Origin of the sequence: Photobacterium kishitanii (assembly GCF_003026355.1) — a bacterium.
In the GTDB taxonomy this organism is placed as follows: Bacteria; Pseudomonadota; Gammaproteobacteria; order Enterobacterales; family Vibrionaceae; genus Photobacterium; species Photobacterium kishitanii.
In genome coordinates this window covers 103693-122491 of sequence record NZ_PYON01000001.1, presented here as the reverse complement: position 1 = coordinate 122491, position 18799 = coordinate 103693, and the positions used below count along the sequence as shown (strand labels likewise).

At 37.0% G+C, this 18799-nt stretch carries 12 protein-coding genes and 1 pseudogene; 7 read left to right on the top strand and 6 right to left on the bottom strand.

Going from position 1 to position 18799, the window contains the following annotated elements; translation table 11 throughout:
* Nucleotides 1–734 precede the first annotated feature (734 nt).
* Nucleotides 735–2006, top strand: coding sequence for an acyl-homoserine-lactone synthase (locus tag C0W29_RS00515; protein WP_045044522.1), 1272 nt, complete (start codon nucleotides 735–737; stop codon nucleotides 2004–2006).
* On the top strand, nucleotides 1999–4893 hold the full coding sequence (locus tag C0W29_RS00510; RefSeq protein ID WP_107174208.1) for a hybrid sensor histidine kinase/response regulator: 2895 nt from the start codon (nucleotides 1999–2001) through the stop codon (nucleotides 4891–4893). Before C0W29_RS00515 ends, C0W29_RS00510 begins: the two co-directional genes overlap by 8 nt.
* A gap of 120 nt (nucleotides 4894–5013) precedes the next feature.
* On the opposite strand, the gene pepT is transcribed toward C0W29_RS00510, so the two are convergent.
* Both pepT and C0W29_RS00500 read right to left on the bottom strand, forming a co-directional pair.
* Nucleotides 5014–6243 (bottom strand): peptidase T, encoded by a 1230-nt coding sequence (gene pepT, locus C0W29_RS00505; RefSeq protein ID WP_045044523.1) that lies wholly within the window; start codon nucleotides 6241–6243, stop codon nucleotides 5014–5016.
* A 302-nt stretch (nucleotides 6244–6545) separates the two neighbouring features.
* Nucleotides 6546–7379 carry a DUF2189 domain-containing protein gene (locus C0W29_RS00500; RefSeq protein WP_045044596.1) on the bottom strand — a complete coding sequence of 278 codons (834 nt, stop codon included), beginning with the start codon at nucleotides 7377–7379 and terminating at the stop codon, nucleotides 6546–6548.
* 443 nt (nucleotides 7380–7822) lie between these two features.
* Between C0W29_RS00500 and potA the strand changes: the two genes are divergently transcribed.
* The 5 genes from potA (at nucleotide 7823) to C0W29_RS00475 (ending at nucleotide 13140) form a co-directional block, all read left to right on the top strand.
* Nucleotides 7823–8941, top strand: a complete 1119-nt coding sequence (potA, locus tag C0W29_RS00495; RefSeq protein WP_036794708.1) for a spermidine/putrescine ABC transporter ATP-binding protein PotA — start codon at nucleotides 7823–7825, stop codon at nucleotides 8939–8941.
* A complete protein-coding gene (gene potB / locus C0W29_RS00490; protein WP_036794710.1) occupies nucleotides 8925–9782 on the top strand; it encodes a spermidine/putrescine ABC transporter permease PotB in 858 nt (285 codons plus the stop codon). Before potA ends, potB begins: the two co-directional genes overlap by 17 nt.
* A complete protein-coding gene (gene potC, locus C0W29_RS00485; RefSeq protein ID WP_036794711.1) occupies nucleotides 9782–10549 on the top strand; it encodes a spermidine/putrescine ABC transporter permease PotC in 768 nt (255 codons plus the stop codon). Before potB ends, potC begins: the two co-directional genes overlap by 1 nt.
* Before the next feature lie 196 nt (nucleotides 10550–10745).
* Nucleotides 10746–11780: an extracellular solute-binding protein gene (locus C0W29_RS00480; protein WP_045042027.1), complete on the top strand. Its 1035-nt coding sequence runs from the start codon at nucleotides 10746–10748 to the stop codon at nucleotides 11778–11780.
* Between the two features lie 307 nt (nucleotides 11781–12087).
* Complete coding sequence (locus C0W29_RS00475; protein ID WP_045042028.1) at nucleotides 12088–13140, top strand: extracellular solute-binding protein; 1053 nt, start codon at nucleotides 12088–12090, stop codon at nucleotides 13138–13140.
* A 74-nt stretch (nucleotides 13141–13214) separates the two neighbouring features.
* Here C0W29_RS00475 and cobB read toward each other — a convergent pair.
* From cobB to C0W29_RS00455, 4 genes and pseudogenes are all read right to left on the bottom strand, one after another.
* Nucleotides 13215–13943 (bottom strand): annotated as a pseudogene (gene cobB, locus C0W29_RS00470) (Sir2 family NAD+-dependent deacetylase); the annotation flags it as partial.
* Between the two features lie 179 nt (nucleotides 13944–14122).
* Nucleotides 14123–15130, bottom strand: coding sequence for a formate dehydrogenase subunit gamma (locus tag C0W29_RS00465; RefSeq protein ID WP_235861985.1), 1008 nt, complete (start codon nucleotides 15128–15130; stop codon nucleotides 14123–14125).
* Nucleotides 15131–15301: 171 nt separating this feature from the next.
* Nucleotides 15302–15919, bottom strand: coding sequence for a formate dehydrogenase FDH3 subunit beta (gene fdh3B / locus C0W29_RS00460; RefSeq protein WP_036794720.1), 618 nt, complete (start codon nucleotides 15917–15919; stop codon nucleotides 15302–15304).
* 11 nt (nucleotides 15920–15930) lie between these two features.
* Nucleotides 15931–18789, bottom strand: a complete 2859-nt coding sequence (locus C0W29_RS00455) for a formate dehydrogenase subunit alpha (protein ID WP_045044524.1) — start codon at nucleotides 18787–18789, stop codon at nucleotides 15931–15933.
* Nucleotides 18790–18799: the final 10 nt, after the last annotated feature.

Sequence of the window (18799 nt, the reverse complement as noted above, 5' to 3'; positions counted from 1 at the left end):
ATACACAACAGAATGGCTTATGATTTATAGCAGTTGTTGAGCCCACTTCTTACCGCTCTTTTTTTAATTGTTGGTCTTTATTTATATTTGATGCAATAACATTTATTGTTTCTGCTGTATCAATATTTACGTGTAAGCTTCTAAAGTCATAATCGATCGCTCTGACACTGTTAATATTTCATCAGTATTAGGAAACATTAAGAATTACTTAAACCATCCCTCTCTTAAATCATTGTGGTTTGCTTACCTATCAGCGGCGAGTGCATCAGCGGTGGTATTAGTTAATACCGTGGTTTATGTGCATAAGATTCTGAACGGTAACGAAGCACAAACTGCAATAGCTATAGTCTGATTCGCTATGGGAGTTGGTATGTCTTGCATTTAAACATCAGCAGGATTATTAATTACTGAGCTTGCTCTGAAAATGATAGCGCTCCTTTTTTTCTGCTCGCTTTTCACTAACCCATTTTTGGTGGTTAATAACATACTTAATTGCAGGGTTTAGCGTAACTACATGGGGCTTATCTGTAGGATATTTAACAATGGGAATCCTATGTGATTAGTTGCTTCAGAATCTCTATATATAAAAGATAGTCTGATAAATATAAATTCATCACTAAACACGTATACTTGGAACATTAAACTAAAAAAATTTTTTTTACAAAATTACAATTATAAGAAACAATGCATATAAGTACACTTAACTAGATATTTTATTAGTCGAGGTTAAGAAAATGTACTTACTTAAAGAAAAAAGTTTAAACGATAGCGCCCACGTAGAACTTGAGCTAAAGTCCTTATTAAAAAATAGTGTTAACGTAAACAAAAATAATCAGAATGAACTTTTATGCGCAATTGATACTTACATAGAAATAAGCGGTAATATTGATATTTTCCAAAAGATTGTCTCATACCGAATAAAAGAAATTGAAAAAAATCACACCAAAAGACCTCTAAAAGGAAATTTATATACAATATTAACATCATATATTGCTAAAAAAAATATAAGTGAAAATTTATTATTTGGTTTACCGCCACTATTTAGACTCATTGAAAAGTGTGCAACTAAATATTTTGAAAATATTCTTGAGTGTTGGGCTACTTATGAATGTTATAAAATAACGTCAAAAGCTACAAAAACTCAAAACAACCATAAAGTTGAACACTTTGTGCTTTCAAACACCTGTGATGAGGATGATAGTTATAAATATGAAATTGTTAGTAACATCGAAAATGATACGCGACTATTTCATACAGCATTTAGTAATGTTGCACTGGATCTATCTTCAGCTAACCTACTAATAAACATAGAAACATTTATCAAACAACAGCATTGGTATGAAATGCTTTATTGTTTAGATGTGTCTTTAAGCAGTGAACACTTTATCCTATACCAAGAAAATAATGGCGAATTACCATTGTTATTATCGACGGCTCTTATTCAACGGGGGAATAATCAGCACAAGTGGTTAACTTTTCAACCATTTTTTCAAACAGAAAATTGGACAATTGAGCTATCAAATGAGAATCTAAATACATTAAATAATTGCGGTATGTATGAAGATGATGTCAATTATTTGGCACAAGAAAAAAGAATTAAAAATCTAGATAGGAAAATGCTACAATCGGTAAAGAATAAAGATCTTGTATGCGAGATAATAAGAATGGCAATAAGTGGGGAAAATAAGAAACTGAATTTCATTCTTTTCTTAACACTTAAGTATTTGACCATAGAATTATATAATATAGGATTAAAGATCGCCTATACCATTGTAGAGCAACCATCAATATTAGGCTTTTATCATTCGGTTAATTCTGAAAATTGTGAAATAAGCCCATATATTTCCGTTTGCAGCCAACACGTTGAAGGAACTAAACTAAAAACATACCAGGGAATTGTTCTAACTGAGGTTATGAGTAAAATATTCAAGGAATGTAACTTCAGAAGTTACAACAAAAGGATTATAACTATGCGTAAGCTTGAAAGAACAGGAATTCATGGCTGATTTATATCAAGCTGTTACAACAAATATTATCGCGATCTTTTTGGTCGCGATTTCTGCTGTAATAGCCGTATGGACTGGATATTTTGCTCGTTTTTTATACAGCAAACCATCACTTTCTCATGATAAACGTATATATTTCCCTTATATCATTTACACTTCTTTTATTTCATTGTGGATTTTATCCAATGCCTACTTTCAATCATCTCTTCTTATTGAAAGAAGCGATATGGTTGCAGTTAACATAGCACTGGCTGCGAACATTTTCTCCGGATTAGCCTTCATTTTTGCTTACTTGTTTTCATGTAGAATAACATCAATAAAAGAAAACTTTAGCCTCACATATACACAAAAATTTCTATTATATACAAGCATAATTATAACCTTGCTTACAAATATAATCCCTAAAATAAATATTATATCAATTGATATTAAGGCAATTGGGGTATTTTCTATAAATTTTGGAGCGTTAAGTTTTATTTTCTTTGGAATGTTAATAATAATACTTTTGTTAACAATAATAAATTTATTAATCCTACATAAAAATAATACCTGTATAAATAGAGTAAAAGCAAAATACATGATTACAGGAATAATTGCTTTTATCTCCTCTACCTTTTTAATTCACTTCATAGCAGCAGTGATTTTTCATAATTTCTCAGCGGCTTGGCTACCTCCTGCCCTATCAGTAATAGAAGTCTTTTTAATAGGCTACGCCTTATTCAATAGTAGATTCTACTCTTTAAAATATATAATATTTATTACATCAAGCTCTTTCATTAATATTATATTTTATATAGTTCCAGTCATATTATTAGAATTATATCACATAAAGGAAACACCATTTTTCTTGGTTTTATGGACATTAATTACTGGCTTTTTTTGGAATAGAACATTACGTTTAGTTCGCCTAATTTCAAATAAAATCATTTATCATAAGAAAGGAAATCCAGTTGAAAATATCACAAAAATAATAAGTGAATTTAAAATTTCAACAGATTTGGGAATTTCAAGACTGAATGCAGTAATTTGTTCTAATAATGGCCTTATTCTACAAGTGTCAAATAAGAACCAATTGCTGAGAGATTACTTTAAGACTGGAAGAAATATTCTATTAAAACAAGACCTAGATGTGTTGTTAAATGATAATATCTCAGCAGACAATCACTTACACCTTGTCTCAGAACAACTTCATAAAATGGATGTAACATTAGTTGTTCCTATACTAGATGAGAACAAAAAAATAACTCATTTCTATATAACCTCTAAAGAAATGAGCAACGAATTATTTTCTTGTGAAGAAATAATGGGACTACAAAGGCTTTTTGAAAGAGCTAATCGTTTTATAAACACAGAAGAAAAAGTGCGTAAATCTCAAGTTTTGGCAGGTTCAATCGCGCATGAAATACGTAACCCATTATCAAAAATCAAATATCACTTTGAGAAAATTGATTCTGACTTCTTAAGCGCCCATAAAAAATCAATAAACTCACTTGCGACAATTGAGATTGAAAAAATTCATCAGGAATTATCTGAAGGCAAAAAAGCATTACAATTAGGTACACAATTTATCGATGTTATTTTAGATGAATTACGTGGCTCCTCTATTAGTACTTCATTTTTCCAACATTATTCTGCAGCATCTCTTACCTCACAAGCACTCAATGACTTTAGTCTTTATAGTGAAGAGCATAAGAAACGTATTCATCTTGAGACAACAAATGATTTTTATTTTTATGGTTCTGATACCTTATTTAGTTTTGTTTTATTTAATTTATTAAAAAATGCGGCCTATTATTTTGACTCTTTTCCTGAGAGCCATATCACTATTAAATTTGAAAAAGGGCTTAAACAGAATAAGATACATGTTCGTGACACTGGGCCTGGAATTACAGAAGAGCAATTAGAAAACTTATTTGATGAATTTTATTCTTTTGGGAAAATTTCAGGTAATGGTCTTGGTTTAGCTTATTGTCAGAAAGTAATGGAATCATTTAGTGGCTCAATCTCTTGCCGCTCTATTTTAGGTGAATTCACCGAGTTCACACTCACCTTCCCTGCAATCAATATTCAGTCTAATGGCGAACTAACTAACCCAAGAATTAAGCAACACTTATCAGGTCAATCATGTTTGATTTTAAGTACACCTAGATTGAGTAAAAAACTTACCGAGAATTTTAATGGGCTCAATATGGATATTGAATGCTCTAATGATCCCTACCTGAGTTTTACAAGTCTTAAAGACCACCCATTTAATTTTATAGTAATAGATCATCGACTATACATTACTCATTACGATCAAATAAATATGCTACGTGAAGGAAAATATGGTCATTTAGCTCAAATAACACCGCTTTTTATTTTTAATAGTACTTCAATAAATTTAAATAACGATCGTGTCTCTGTTTCTAAACATGCACAAGGCTATATTGATACACTTAACGGAGCATTAGCTTTTGAGTGTTCACTAGAAGCTATAATCAATGACGCAAAATTTGCCCCACTAGGAAACCTTAATGATAAAACAGTCCTAGTTGTTGACGATATGCACGCTAATAGATTATTAGTGAAAGCATATCTATCTAAAGAAGGGGTCAATGTTATACAAGCTGCATCAGGATATGAGGCAATAGAACAAGTCAAAAAAAATAATATCGATCTGATTTTTATGGATATTCATATGCCAGGAATGAATGGAATTGATGCAGCTAAACAGATAAAAAAAATAGATAATACTTTGCCAATCATAGCTTTATCAGGCGAATATGGAGAGCAAATTGCCTCTGACATACATAAGATAATGGACGACTATATTGTAAAACCAATAGAGAAATCATCTTTAGTTTCGTTAACGTCTAAATGGCTGATAATTAACAAGGTGATAGATTAGATATTGTTCGTTCTTCAAATCGCACAACGACTTTTTTCATTTTTATCTCTACTTTTCTTAAGAGCATAATTTCATTTATAAAAATGCCCTTTAAATAAAGGGCATTTATTGATTGTTAAATCAGCTATATTTTTCTGCTGTTTTTTCAGCTAATTTTACGATCACATTCACTGCCTTTTCCATCCCTTCGACAGTAATAAACTCATGAATACCATGAAAGTTATAACCGCCAGTAAAGATATTCGGGCATGGTAATCCTTTAAATGATAAACGCGCACCATCTGTACCACCTCGAATCGGTTTGATCTCTGGTTGTATATCGCATTCAATCATTGCTGATTTCGCTAATTCAATAATATGTGGGTATGGCTCTACCATTTCACGCATATTGAAATATGAATCGGTCAACACCAACTCTACGCGCCCTTTTTCAAGCTGTAGATTTAGTTCATCAACTTTCTGTTGCATAAAGGCTTTGCGCTGTTCCTGCCCTTCACGGCTAAAATCGCGAATAATGTAGCCAAGCTCAGTGCGAGCAACTGATGGGTTCATTGATTTAAGGTGATAAAAACCTTGATAACCATCAGTGCATTCAGGCGTTTCATCTGCTGGCATCATTAATTGAAACTGTGCCGCAATATTCATGGAGTTAACCATTTTATTTTTTGCTGTACCTGGATGTACATTTACGCCATGGCAAATAACATCTGCAGAGGTTGCATTGAAGTTTTCATACTCCAACTCACCAATTGGACCACCATCGATAGTATAAGCCCACTGCGCCCCAAATTTTTCAACGTCAAACAGATTCGCACCACGCCCGATTTCTTCATCAGGTGTAAAACCAATGCAAATATCACCATGCTTAATGTTAGGGTTAGCAATAAGATAAGCGATAGCCGTCATTATCTCAGCAACTCCCGCTTTATTATCAGCACCGAGCAAGGTTGTTCCGTCTGTCGTAATAATATTGTGACCATGTAACTTATTAAGATCGGGATATTGGAATGGTGATAACACCTCATCCCCTATTCCTAAAGCAATATCACCACCGCGGTAGTTTTCAACCAGCTGTGGACGAACATTTTTACCTGATGCATCCGGTGCTGTATCCATATGAGCAATAAAGCCAATTGCTGGAATATCACCCGCCATATTTGCGGGTAATCGTGCAGTAATATAGCCATTATCATCTAGAGAAATGTCACTGAGTCCAAGTTCAACCATTTCCGATTGAAGCACTTCAGCTAATACACGCTGTCCTGATGTACTAGGACAAGAGGAAACTGCACCGTTAGATTGAGTATCAAAGCTCACATATCGTAAAAAACGTTCTATTAACTTATCCATTAAATAACCTTTATTGCTGAAGCTGACAGCTTGTACTGCCACTATTTACTATTAATAATATTATTATTGAATAGTTAGCAAATGGCATTGAGATACATCATCATTTGTGATTCTTTTTTGTAAAATTAGTCCCTGTTTTTAAATAAGAGGCACTACTTCTTAAATTCATATAGTTTTTGACTATTTTAAATAGATTGATATTTTGAAATAATGATACAATTATAAAGTTATAGTGCGTTAGGTTTTTGTGTTAAAAAAAAGCCCCTTATTTAAAGGAGCTTTTTGGAGCTATTATCATTAAATTACGCATTAAACGTATCATTGTTAATCGGCTCACTGACATTATTATCAGACTTTGATTCAGGTTTATTCCCATCCACTTTTGGTATTGCTGCTGTAACCTGTAATGTAATACCAAACATATTACGATAGATAATAGCTTTCACATTAAAGAAAAATGGTAATGTCCAAATTAAACCAATACCCGCAGTAACAATAGATACAAAAAACAAGATCATTACGACTAAATAAATTGCAGTCATTGGCATAACTTTTCGAACAGTCGCCATAAATGAATATTGAATCGCTTTAATCGGTGTTACTCGCTTCTCACATACGAGTAAAATGGCCATGCTTAATGCCATTGTTAAAAATAACCCTACCAATGGGAAGATACTGCTACCAATCCCCTGAATTGAGGAAATTAATAACATAGTAATAATAGATACTAATGTGAACGAAAAACCTTTAACGATTTGACTAGGTTTCGTTGGTAGCCCTACTGAATGATTAAGCGCCATTAAGCTAACACCAACATATAAAGGAGCAATCAAAACATCAGACCAAAAGTTAGCCATAAAGCCTGCTTTCAAAATATCTGCTGTAAATCCCTTTCCCGTAATAAAGGCGTCAAAAAATACACTAGGGTTACCTAACTGTATTTTTAGGCTTAAAAGTAACAATGCAATCTGTGCAATAAACAAACAAATAACAGCAGGTAAAAACTTAGTGAAATTCTTTGCTGTTATCTTAAACGCTTCTTGAAGAACAGCTATTGGCTGTAGCTCAACATCGCCAACCATTGCTTTTTCGATTGAACCGCCAACATGAAAACTTTTTTTAGTTGTCTCTTTCATACTCATATCATCATTATTTGTGTAAGCGTATTGTACGTTACTCATCATTGTACAAAAACACTATTCGCGTAAAAATTTATTTCAACCCCCCGTTACTGCATGAAAAACGGACAATAAATCAATCGTAAGGCGATAACTACCGCTTTTTTCTATTTTATAAGAAACGCATTCACTATGATTGAACATAAGTAATAAATTTTTGGGCGTAAAAATAAAGCGTTATTATTATTGACTGAATCGTAATTTATTTTTTCAGTATTATTTGTAATAGTGCCCCTATTGCTAGGAATCAACGTGCTATCATTAACGTAAGTAGCAGTTAATCTATAAATTTAGTGAGAAAACGCTTTAAATTGAAAGACTACAGGTCTATTATGCGCCCCTAATTTTAGCCAAAATATTGGGGCTTAACCAATCAGTCCCAAGGTGGAGATAACGTAGAATTGAACGTTGCAAAAACATCTAAGAAACCTGTAATCCAGCTGAAGGGTCTTAGCAAAAGCTTTGACGGTAAGCAAATCATTACAGGTTTGGACCTAGACGTAAACGATGGTGAATTTTTAACCATCCTAGGTCCATCAGGCTGTGGTAAAACCACAGTACTTCGTCTAATTGCTGGTTTTGAGACTGCTGATAATGGGCAGATCACAATCGATGGCAAAGATGTTACTGACATTCCAGCTGAACAACGTCTAGTTAATACGGTGTTTCAGAGTTATGCACTGTTTCCACATATGACAGTGTTTGAGAACGTCGCGTTTGGTTTACGCATGCAAAAAGTGCCATCGAGTGAAATTGAACCTCGAGTTATGGAAGCATTGCGTATGGTGCAACTTGATAAATTTGCCCCTCGTAAACCTCATCAATTGTCAGGTGGTCAACAACAACGTGTTGCGATTGCACGCGCAGTTGTTAACAAACCAAAAGTTCTTTTGCTTGATGAATCACTTTCTGCACTTGATTACAAATTACGTAAACAAATGCAGCTTGAACTGAAACAACTTCAGCGAAAACTTGGCATTACCTTTATTTTCGTAACTCACGATCAGGAAGAAGCACTTTCAATGTCCGACCGTATCATCGTTATGCGTGATGGTTATGTTGAACAAGATGGCAGTCCTCGTGAAATTTACGAAGAGCCGACCAACCTGTTTGTTGCTCACTTTATCGGCGAAATCAACGTGTTTGATGCTATCGTTAAAGAACGCTTAGACAGTAAGCGTATTATGGCAGATTTAGAAGGTCGTCACTCTTTAATTCACTGTGAACTTGATGTTGCCATTGGCGATAAAGTGAAAGTGCTTTTACGTCCAGAAGATATTCGTATTGAAGAAATTCATAACGGCGATCAAACAACGGGCATTTTAGGCAAAGTTAAAGAGCGTACCTATAAAGGTATGACGCTTGATTCTGTGGTACAGCTAGATTCAGGAAAATCGGTAATGGTTAGTGAGTTCTTCAATGAAGATGATCCTGACGTAGACCACTCTCTTGATCAAAAAGTTGCCATTACTTGGGTTGAAAGTTGGGAAGTGGTGCTAGCAGATGAGCAAGAAGTTTAATCTCCAAAACATCATCATAACGATTGTTGTAAGTTGGTTACTACTGTTTGTATTTGTACCAAACCTTATGATTATCGGCACGAGTTTTTTAACCCGTGATGATGCAAACCTGATCAAAATGGTGTTCACACTAGATAACTACGAACGTCTTTTCGATCCAATGTATGCAAAAGTACTTTTGCACTCATTTAATATGGCAATTACAGCAACGTTATTATGTTTGTTGATTGGTTACCCTTTTGCGTATGCCATTGCCAAGATGCCTGAAAAATGGCGTCCATTTATGCTGTTTTTGGTTATTGTACCCTTTTGGACTAACTCGCTAATCCGTACATATGGCTTAAAGCTGATGCTCGGTACACGTGGTATTCTAAATAATGCGTTAATGTACTTAGATATTATCGATAAGCCCATTCGCATCATGTACACCGAATATGCAGTAATGATCGGCTTAGTTTACATTCTATTGCCATTCATGGTGTTACCTTTGTACTCGGCCATAGAAAAGCTTGATAATAACTATATCGAAGCCGCTCGAGATTTAGGTGCGAATAAGTTTCAAACATTTATCAAAGTTATTTTCCCACTAACAATGCCAGGTATAATTGCTGGTTGTTTATTAGTGTTGCTACCTGCATTAGGTATGTTCTATGTAGCAGATCTACTTGGTGGCGCGAAAAACTTACTAATTGGTAACGTGATTAAGAGTCAAGTGCTCAATGCGCGAGACTGGCCATTCGGCTCTGCAACCAGTATCGCACTGACGTTAGCGATGGCAATTATGCTATATGCCTACTATCGAGCAGGAAAATTACTGAACAAGAAAGTGGAGCTTGAATAATGGGTCGTTTCTTTAAATTCAGCTTTATGTCAGTGGTATATGCATTTTTATATGCCCCTATTATAATCTTGATCGTTAACTCATTTAATGCCAGTAAGTTTGGTATGAAATGGGGTGGCTTTACCACCAAGTGGTATGAAGAACTCGTCAATAATGATAGCTTGATGCAAGCTGCTGGGCACTCAATTACAATTGCCGTGATTTCAGCAACTGCAGCATCGTTGATTGGTAGTTTGACAGCTGTTGCCCTATTTCGTTATAACTTCAAAGGCAAGAAGTTCGTGTCAGGTATGTTATTTTTAGTAATGATGTCTCCTGATATTGTAATGGCAATCTCGTTACTGGCTTTGTTCCTATTACTTGGGGCTAATCTTGGTTTCTTAACGTTATTACTATCGCATATTACTTTTTGTCTGCCGTTTGTTGTAGTAACTGTTTATAGTCGTTTGAAAGGTTTCGATGTAAAAATGCTTGAAGCCGCGCGTGACTTAGGTGCAAGTGAATGGGTAATTTTAAAGAAAATTATCCTACCACTAGCTAAACCTGCTGTTGCTGCTGGTTGGTTACTAAGCTTTACACTGTCACTTGATGACGTAATTGTGAGCTCGTTCGTTACTGGGCCGAGTTATGAAATTCTACCTTTAAAGATTTACTCAATGGTTAAAGTTGGTATTTCTCCAGAGGTTAATGCATTAGCAACCATTATGCTGGTCATTTCATTATTCCTTGTAATTTGTTCGCAATTACTCGCAAGAGAAAAAAAGTAATCTAAACGCTTTAACGATTATTGAATGGCTAACTTACTTAAAGTTAGCCATTTTTTTATACATCCCTTCTCATTTATTCTTTAATTAGCAGCCAAATATCCGGTTACAAATGGACACATTTTTTTACTACTAATCTCATCAAACTTGCTCTAAATTGCGCTCCTCTTTTCTCTCAAATCATGATGAAGATACGTTAATGAAAAAATGGCCATCCCTTTTTATTAGTACTGTGCTGCTATCTGCAAGCATCAATGTTTTTGCTGAAAATACTAAAGATAAACAATTAGTATTTATGAACTGGGGCCCCTACATCTCGACTGAACTGCGCGAGCAATTCACAAAAGAAACGGGCATTAAAGTAATTTATTCGACTTACGAATCGAACGAAACAATGTATTCAAAATTGCTAGCGCATCCAAGTAGTTATGATTTAGTAGTGCCATCAACCTATTTTGTAGCAAAAATGCGTGATGAAGGGATGCTACAAAAAATTGATAAGACCAAACTTACCAACTTTAATCAATTAGATAGCAATTACCTAAATAAGCCGTTTGATCCTAATAACGATTATTCTATTCCTCATGTTATTGCCATGACAGGCCTTGCCGTAAACACTGATATGTATAACCCTGATGACTTTGATAGTTGGGCTGATTTATGGAGCCCAGAACTTAAAGGTCAATTAATGCTAATGGACGATACTCGTGAGGTGTTCCATATTGCATTACGCAAATTAGGTTACTCAGGCAATACAACTAATCCTAAAGAGATTGATGAGGCTAAAGAAGAATTAAAAAAATTAATGCCTAATGTATTAGTCTTTAACTCAGATAATCCAGCAGTACCCTACCTAGCTGGTGAGGTTGGTTTAGGCATGCTATGGAATGGTTCTGCAGCAGCCGCGCAAAAAGAAGGATTACCAATTAAACTTATTTGGCCTAAAGAAGGTGGGATTTTTTGGGTTGATAGTTTAGCTATTGCTAAAAATGCACAAAATGTTGATGCTGCCCATAAGATGATTGATTTCCTATTACGTCCAGATATTGCAGCACAAATATCGGAGCAGACGGGCTATCTCACTGCCGTTGAAAAATCGAATGCTAAATATAAAGATAACCCAACATTATTCCCACCCCAAGCAGATCTGGATCGTGGAGAATGGCAAGATTCAGTGGGCGAAATGAATATTCGCTATGAAACTTATTTTTTAGAGTTAAAAGCAAATCAGTAAAATGTTTCATTTAAACCGCCAAATTTGGCGGTTTTTTCTGATTTTATACAATCTTCTCTTATCCATTTGTATAACAATATTATATAAAAGTTAACTACCTGTTATTAATCAATGCTATGCAAACAAATATCTCATTCAACTGTTTATATTTGTGATGGAGGTATGATTTTATCTGCTATACTAGCCACGTATACCAATTCATATTTGTTTAAAAAGCATGCTATTTTAAACAATACAAAATTAGGAGAAGCGGTTTAAGCCGCTAGAGAACATTCTCGATATCCTGTTTAGTTAGGAGCTAACAACAATGAAAAAATGGTCTTTAATGATGGCCGGTGCAGTTTGTGCGGTATCAATGTATTCGAACATTGCTACAGCCGCAGATTCAGATAGTAATAAGTTATACTTTTACAACTGGTCTGAATACATCCCTAACGATGTACTAGAACAGTTCACAAAAGAAACCGGTATTAAAGTAATTTATTCGACTTATGAGTCGAATGAGACCATGTACGCTAAATTAAAAACTTACGATAAAGGCTACGATTTAATTGTTCCTTCAACTTACTACGTTTCTAAAATGAGTAAGGAAGGTATGCTGAAGAAAATCGACAAATCAAAAATCCCTAATTTTGCTGGTATCGGTAAAAACTATTTAAATAAACCTTTTGATCCTAACAACAATTACTCAATTCCCTACATTTGGGGTGCAACAGGCATCGGTGTTAACACTGATGTGATTGATAAATCAAAAATCACTAGCTGGGCTGATTTATGGGATCCTAAGTGGCAGGGTCAGTTAATGATGATGGATGATGCACGTGAAGTGTTCCAAATTGCATTACGTAAATTAGGCTACTCTGGTAATACGCAAGATCCGAAGCAAATTAAAGCCGCTTACGAAGAACTTAAAAAACTAATGCCTAATGTATTAGTATTTAACTCTGACTTCCCTGCAAACCCTTATATGGCAGGTGAAACGTCATTAGGTATGCTATGGAATGGCTCTGCATACATGGCACGTAAAGAAGGTGCTCCAATTGATATCGTATGGCCAAAAGAAGGCGCTATCTTCTGGATGGACAACCTTGCGATTCCAATCAATGCCAAGCACGTTGATAATGCATACAAGATGATCAACTTCTTACTTCGTCCAGATATTGCAGCAAAAATTGCGCTACAAATCGGTTACCCAACACCTGTTGAGGCAGCGAAGAAGCTATTACCTGCAAGTTTCGTAAATGATCCAAGCATCTATCCACCACAATCAGTGATGGATGCTGGCGAATGGCAGAACAGTGTTGGTCCTATGACTGAAGTTTACGAAGAGTACTTCCAAAAACTAAAAGCTGGCGAATAATCGCTGCTATTAGTTAGTGAAATACAAAAAACCGAGCATTTAGCTCGGTTTTTTATTATGGCGATAAATGAATTTTACTCTTGCGCTTTTAATAGTTCATCGACATAAGCTGGCACCAATTCAGAGGCCTTACCATAACGTTTCTCTTCAAATTCATTTTCAACATTACTTGGTTCTAAATTAAGCTCTATCGTATGCGCTCCTTGCAATGATGCTTCATGGACAAACCCTGCTGCAGGATAAACATTACCTGATGTTCCAATAGCAATAAACAAATCCGCTTTCACTATCGCATCATGAATTTTATCCATATCAATAGGCATTTCGCCAAACCACACAATATCAGGTCGTAACGGTGCTGCAATCTGGCAACAGTGGCAATGATCACTGGTATGCAAATCACCATGCCACTCTAATGTTTGGCCTGACTCGCAACAACGTACTTTTAATAGCTCACCATGCATATGAATAACATTATGACTACCCGCTCGTTCGTGGAGGTTGTCGATATTCTGAGTAACAATAGTTACTGTACCGTCTAATTCAGCTTCTAATTTTGCCAATGCATAATGAGCAGCATTAGGAGTAACAGATCCGTTTTCTATCTGTGCTCGACGAGCGTTATAAAAAGCTTGTACCAATTCAGGATCTCGTTGATATCCTTCAGGGGTTGCGACATCTTCAACTCGATGCTCTTCCCATAATCCGTCTGCAGCACGAAAAGTACGGATCCCCGACTCAGCTGAAATGCCTGCCCCCGTTAGCACGACAATATTTTTGTAAGGAAATAACATAACAACATCCTTATGTTGGTAATAATGATTAACCTGCTAACCTATTTATACCACTGATTTTATATGATTTAACGGTGTTTTTTATTAGACGTTAGTGTAAGGAATACTTTATTGTCATTAACGACAAATTATGACCATAAAAAAACCGACACAATGGATTGTGTCGGCCTTGTTTTTAATGCTTAACCTTAACTATCGACTGATGGTTTAGGTTTATCTGAAACCGTTTTTTCTGGTTCATAGCCTGGTTGATTTTCAGGTAAATCTTTCACCTCATCAAACCACAAGTTATGATGTTCACGTGCCCACGTTTCATCAACTTCACCTGTAACCATACCATCGAGACCAGCTTCCATACCAAATAAACCAATATAAATATGGAAGATAAAGCCACAGATTAGAATAAGTGCTGATAGCATATGGAGTAAGTTTGATAACTCCATATCACGGCGAGTTTGATCAAATATAGGGAAATCTAACACAAAACCACTGGCAGCAATCGAAAATCCAAAGATAATCAATAACCAGAAAATAACTTTCTCACCACCGTTAGAGAAACCAGCAGATGGATGCGAGCCTTTATGCTTACCTACCATACCGCCCATTTTCTTAAACCACTCAAGATCGACTTTATTAAAGGTACTTTTACGCCACCACTTAACCAATACTGCAAGCAATAGAATCGCAAAAATAGGCCCCATATAGTTATGATATTGTTTGGCAGCTAAAATGATCCATCCCCAAATTTCAGTAGGAACAATTGGCTTAATAAAGTGTTTACCATAAACGAGCGTTAAACCACTGAACCCTAAAGTAAGAAAGGTAAATGCCATACTCCAGTGCAATGCCCTATCAATACGGCTCCAACGCTTTATTTTGCGCCCTGTTTTAGGCTTACTTAATTTAAGCGGTCCAATGACGACATAAGCCAACGTCACCATCACAAGACTACCAAAAATGGCTAATGCACCTAACGGTGACATCCACTTTTCTTTGAGGATATACCATGTTTGTCCAGGAACACTGATCAATACATCGTGCTCAGGCCAACCAGATGTGGTGTAGCCCTTTTCCCCATCTTTCACCATTCGCCAATAATCAGCTCCAGCAAAACCGATCACTTCTTTTTTTACTACGGCTTCACCAGCTGTCTTCGCATCACTACCACTTGCCATAGTGGATACCGAAAATGCCATTATTAATGCGGTAACCATGATAGTTAACCAGCGTTGAATTCGCTTAGTCATTAAAGCTCCTGTCCACTTCAGAAAGCGGATTAATTGGCACACCTAAAAACGGGGCTGCCAAACTATTACAACAAGTCTATAAATGGGCTTAAATATAACCTTAAGCCCATCTTAAGATGATTAAGCTTTACGTACTTTACTTGCATCGTAAGCTAAATCATCAGTGCTGGCCCAACCCGCATCTTTAGCACCACGAGCAACAACACGCTTACTGAAAATTTCAGATATTTTTTCAGCATCGCCAGCAAGCAGTGACTTAGTTGCACACATTGAAGCGCACATTGGCAACTTACCTTCTGCAATCCGATTTGCACCATATTGCAAACGTTCTTGCTCAGAGCCCGGTTCAGTATTTGGACCGCCAGAACAGTAAGTACACTTATCCATTTTGCCACGCTCAGCAAAAGCTTCTTGCTTAGGAAATTGTGGCGCACCAAATGGACAAGCAAATAAGCAATAACCACAGCCGATACATAAATCTTTATCGTGCTGCACAATGCCATCTTCTGTTTGGCTAAAACAATCAGCAGGACATACCGCCATACATGGCGCATCACTACAATGCATGCATGCTACAGAGATTGAGGTTTCCCCTGGAAGACCATCATTTAAGGTAACAACGCGCCGACGCTGAATACCCCAACCCACAGCTTCTGAGTTAGCATTTTTACACGCCGTTACACAACCATTGCACTCAATACAACGCTTAGAGTCACAAAGAAATTTCATACGTGCCATCAGGTGACTCCTTACGCTTTAGTGATTTTACACAAAGTAACTTTGGTTTCTTGCATTTGGGTAACAGGATCATAACCATAAGTGGTTGCAGTGTTTGCCGCTTCACCTGAAACATAAGGCGCACAACCTTCAGGGTAACGATCGCGTAAACTAACACCTTCAAATTCACCACCAAAGTGGAATGGTAAGAAAGCCAACCCTTCGCGAACACGTGGCGTTACCATCGCTTTCACTTTAATGCGCCCTTTCTCTGCACCTTCAACCCACACCATTTCACCGTCTCGAATACCAATGTCATTAGCATCTTTGAGGTTAATTTCTACAAACATCTCTTGTTGTAATTCAGCTAACCATGGGTTTGAACGTGTCTCTTCACCACCACCTTCATATTCCACAAGACGACCAGAAGTCAGAATAATTGGATATTCTTTTGATACATCTTTTTCTTGAATAGACTTATAAAGTGTTGGTAAACGGAACATCGCTTTGCTGTCATCCCATGTTTGGTATTCAGGCAATAGATCACGACGTGGTGTGTACAGTGGTTCACGGTGAATAGGCACTGCATCAGGGAATGTCCATACCACAGTACGAGCTTTAGCATTACCAAATGGAATACAACCATGCTTAATAGCCACACGCTGAATACCACCCGAAAGGTCAGTTTTCCAATTCTTACCTTCAGCAGCGGCTTTCTCTGTGGCTGTCAGCTCATCCCACCACCCTAATTGCTTAAGCATTTTAGCGGTAAATTCAGGGTAGCCATCCTCAAGTTCACAACCTAATGAATAACTATCATCAGCCAATAAACTCTCACCATTACGCTCAACACCAAAACGGGCACGGAAATTACCGCCACCTTCTGCTACTGTTTTTGACGTATCATAAAGAATGTGTGTACCTGGATGCTTCATCTCTGGCGTACCCCAACATGGCCACGGTAGGCCATAGGTTTCACCATTTGCAGGGCCGCCAATAGCTTCAAGTGTGGTGTGATCAAATGTACCCCAGTTTTGCTGGTGCTCTTTCAATCGTTCAGGGCTTTGGCCTGTGTAACCAATAGTCCACATACCTTTGTTATATTCACGAGTAATATCTTCAATACTCGGCTGATCATTCTCAACTTTTATGTGTTTGAATAATTGCTCAGAGAAACCAAGACGCTTGGTTAATAGGTACATAATTTCGTGATCAGGTTTTGAATCAAACAATGGCTCAATGACTTGATCACGCCATTGGATAGAACGGTTAGTTGCGGTTACAGAACCATAAGTTTCAAACTGTGTGGTTGCAGGGAAGAGATATACATTGTCTGTACGACCATTCATCACTGCCGCAACACCTGGGTATGGGTCAACAATAACCATCATATCCAGTTTTTCCATCGCGGTTTTCATCTCAGGACCACGGGTTTGTGAGTTAACCGCATGGCCCCAATAGAACATCGCACGAATATTATCGCGTTGTTCAATCTTATCTTTATTTTCTAAAACACCATCAATCCAACGTGATACGGGAATACCGGCGCTGTTCATTGGCTTTTTACCGTTATAGGTATTCTGATCAAAACGGCCTTGTAGCCATGAATAATCTATATCCCACACTTCAGCCCAGTGTTTCCAAGCGCCTTCTGATAAACCATAATAACCAGGTAAATTATCAGATAGCACCCCAAAGTCCGTCGCACCTTGAACGTTATCGTGACCACGGAAAATATTTGCACCGCCGCCTGACTTCCCCATGTTGCCAAGAGCTAATTCAAGAATACAGTAAGCGCGAGTATTGTTATTACCCGTTGTATGTTGCGTACCACCCATACACCAAACAACACAACCAGGACGGTTTTCAGACAACATTTTCGCTGTTTGATAAACTTGATCTTCCGGTGCGCCCGTTACACGCTCAACTTCTTTCGGGTTCCATTTCGCCACTTGCTCACGCACTTCATCCATGCCGTAAACACGTTGACGAATAAATTCTTTATCTTCCCAACCATTATTGAAAATGTGGTAAAGCACGCCCCATACAAAGGCAACATCTGTACCTGGACGTAACGAAACATAATGATCCGCTTTCGCAGCCGTACGAGTGCGACGCGGATCAACCACTACAATTTTACAACCGTTAGTTTCTTTCGCGATCAGAATATGTTGCATTGCTACAGGGTGAGCTTCTGCTGGGTTAGAACCAATAAATAGAATCGACTTACAGTTATGCATATCGTTCAAAGAGTTGGTCATTGCGCCATAACCCCATGTATTTGCTACACCTGCAACCGTGGTTGAGTGACAAATACGTGCTTGGTGATCGACGTTATTCGAGCCCCATAGCGATACCATTTTACGGAATAAATAGGCTTGTTCGTTGTTATGTTTAGCTGAACCTAAAAAATAAACGGAATCAGGGCCAGACTCTTCACGAATTTTTAGCACTTGCTGGCTAACTTCGTCTAACGCTTGCTCCCAACTCAGTTTTTTCCACTTACCATTAACCAGCTTCATTGGGTATTTTACACGTCTAGCACCATGACCATGCTCACGTAACGCCGCTCCTTTTGCACAGTGCCCACCAGCATTAAAAGGATGATCAAAAGCAGGTTCCTGATGAGTCCACACACCATCTTGAGTTTCAGCATAGATGCCACAACCCACAGAACAATGAGAACAGATTGTGCGTTTAACAACTTTAGGTGCACTGTAATCAGCTTCAGGAAAAGCTTCCGCTTTACGCATAAAACTCGGAGCAAAAAGGCTCGCACCAGCAACGCCACCAGCAGCGGCAAGAGAAGAATTACGAATAAAAGAACGACGAGAAATACCTAATTGGTTTTCATCCTTGCTCACTTTATCGGAACGTTTAGTTAGTTTCATTTAAGGCTCC

What these genes read in the sequence shown, in the direction of transcription:
- C0W29_RS00515 (WP_045044522.1), top strand. Translation starts at nt 735, where the DNA reads ATGTACTTACTTAAAGAAAAAAGTTTAAACGATAGCGCCCACGTAGAA.
- C0W29_RS00510 (WP_107174208.1), top strand. Translation starts at nt 1,999, where the DNA reads ATGGCTGATTTATATCAAGCTGTTACAACAAATATTATCGCGATCTTT.
- pepT (WP_045044523.1), bottom strand. Translation starts at nt 6,243, where the DNA reads ATGGATAAGTTAATAGAACGTTTTTTACGATATGTGAGCTTTGATACT.
- C0W29_RS00500 (WP_045044596.1), bottom strand. Translation starts at nt 7,379, where the DNA reads ATGAAAGAGACAACTAAAAAAAGTTTTCATGTTGGCGGTTCAATCGAA.
- potB (WP_036794710.1), top strand. Translation starts at nt 8,925, where the DNA reads ATGAGCAAGAAGTTTAATCTCCAAAACATCATCATAACGATTGTTGTA.
- potC (WP_036794711.1), top strand. Translation starts at nt 9,782, where the DNA reads ATGGGTCGTTTCTTTAAATTCAGCTTTATGTCAGTGGTATATGCATTT.
- C0W29_RS00480 (WP_045042027.1), top strand. Translation starts at nt 10,746, where the DNA reads ATGAAAAAATGGCCATCCCTTTTTATTAGTACTGTGCTGCTATCTGCA.
- C0W29_RS00475 (WP_045042028.1), top strand. Translation starts at nt 12,088, where the DNA reads ATGAAAAAATGGTCTTTAATGATGGCCGGTGCAGTTTGTGCGGTATCA.
- C0W29_RS00465 (WP_235861985.1), bottom strand. Translation starts at nt 15,130, where the DNA reads ATGGCATTTTCGGTATCCACTATGGCAAGTGGTAGTGATGCGAAGACA.
- fdh3B (WP_036794720.1), bottom strand. Translation starts at nt 15,919, where the DNA reads ATGGCACGTATGAAATTTCTTTGTGACTCTAAGCGTTGTATTGAGTGC.
- C0W29_RS00455 (WP_045044524.1), bottom strand. Translation starts at nt 18,789, where the DNA reads ATGAAACTAACTAAACGTTCCGATAAAGTGAGCAAGGATGAAAACCAA.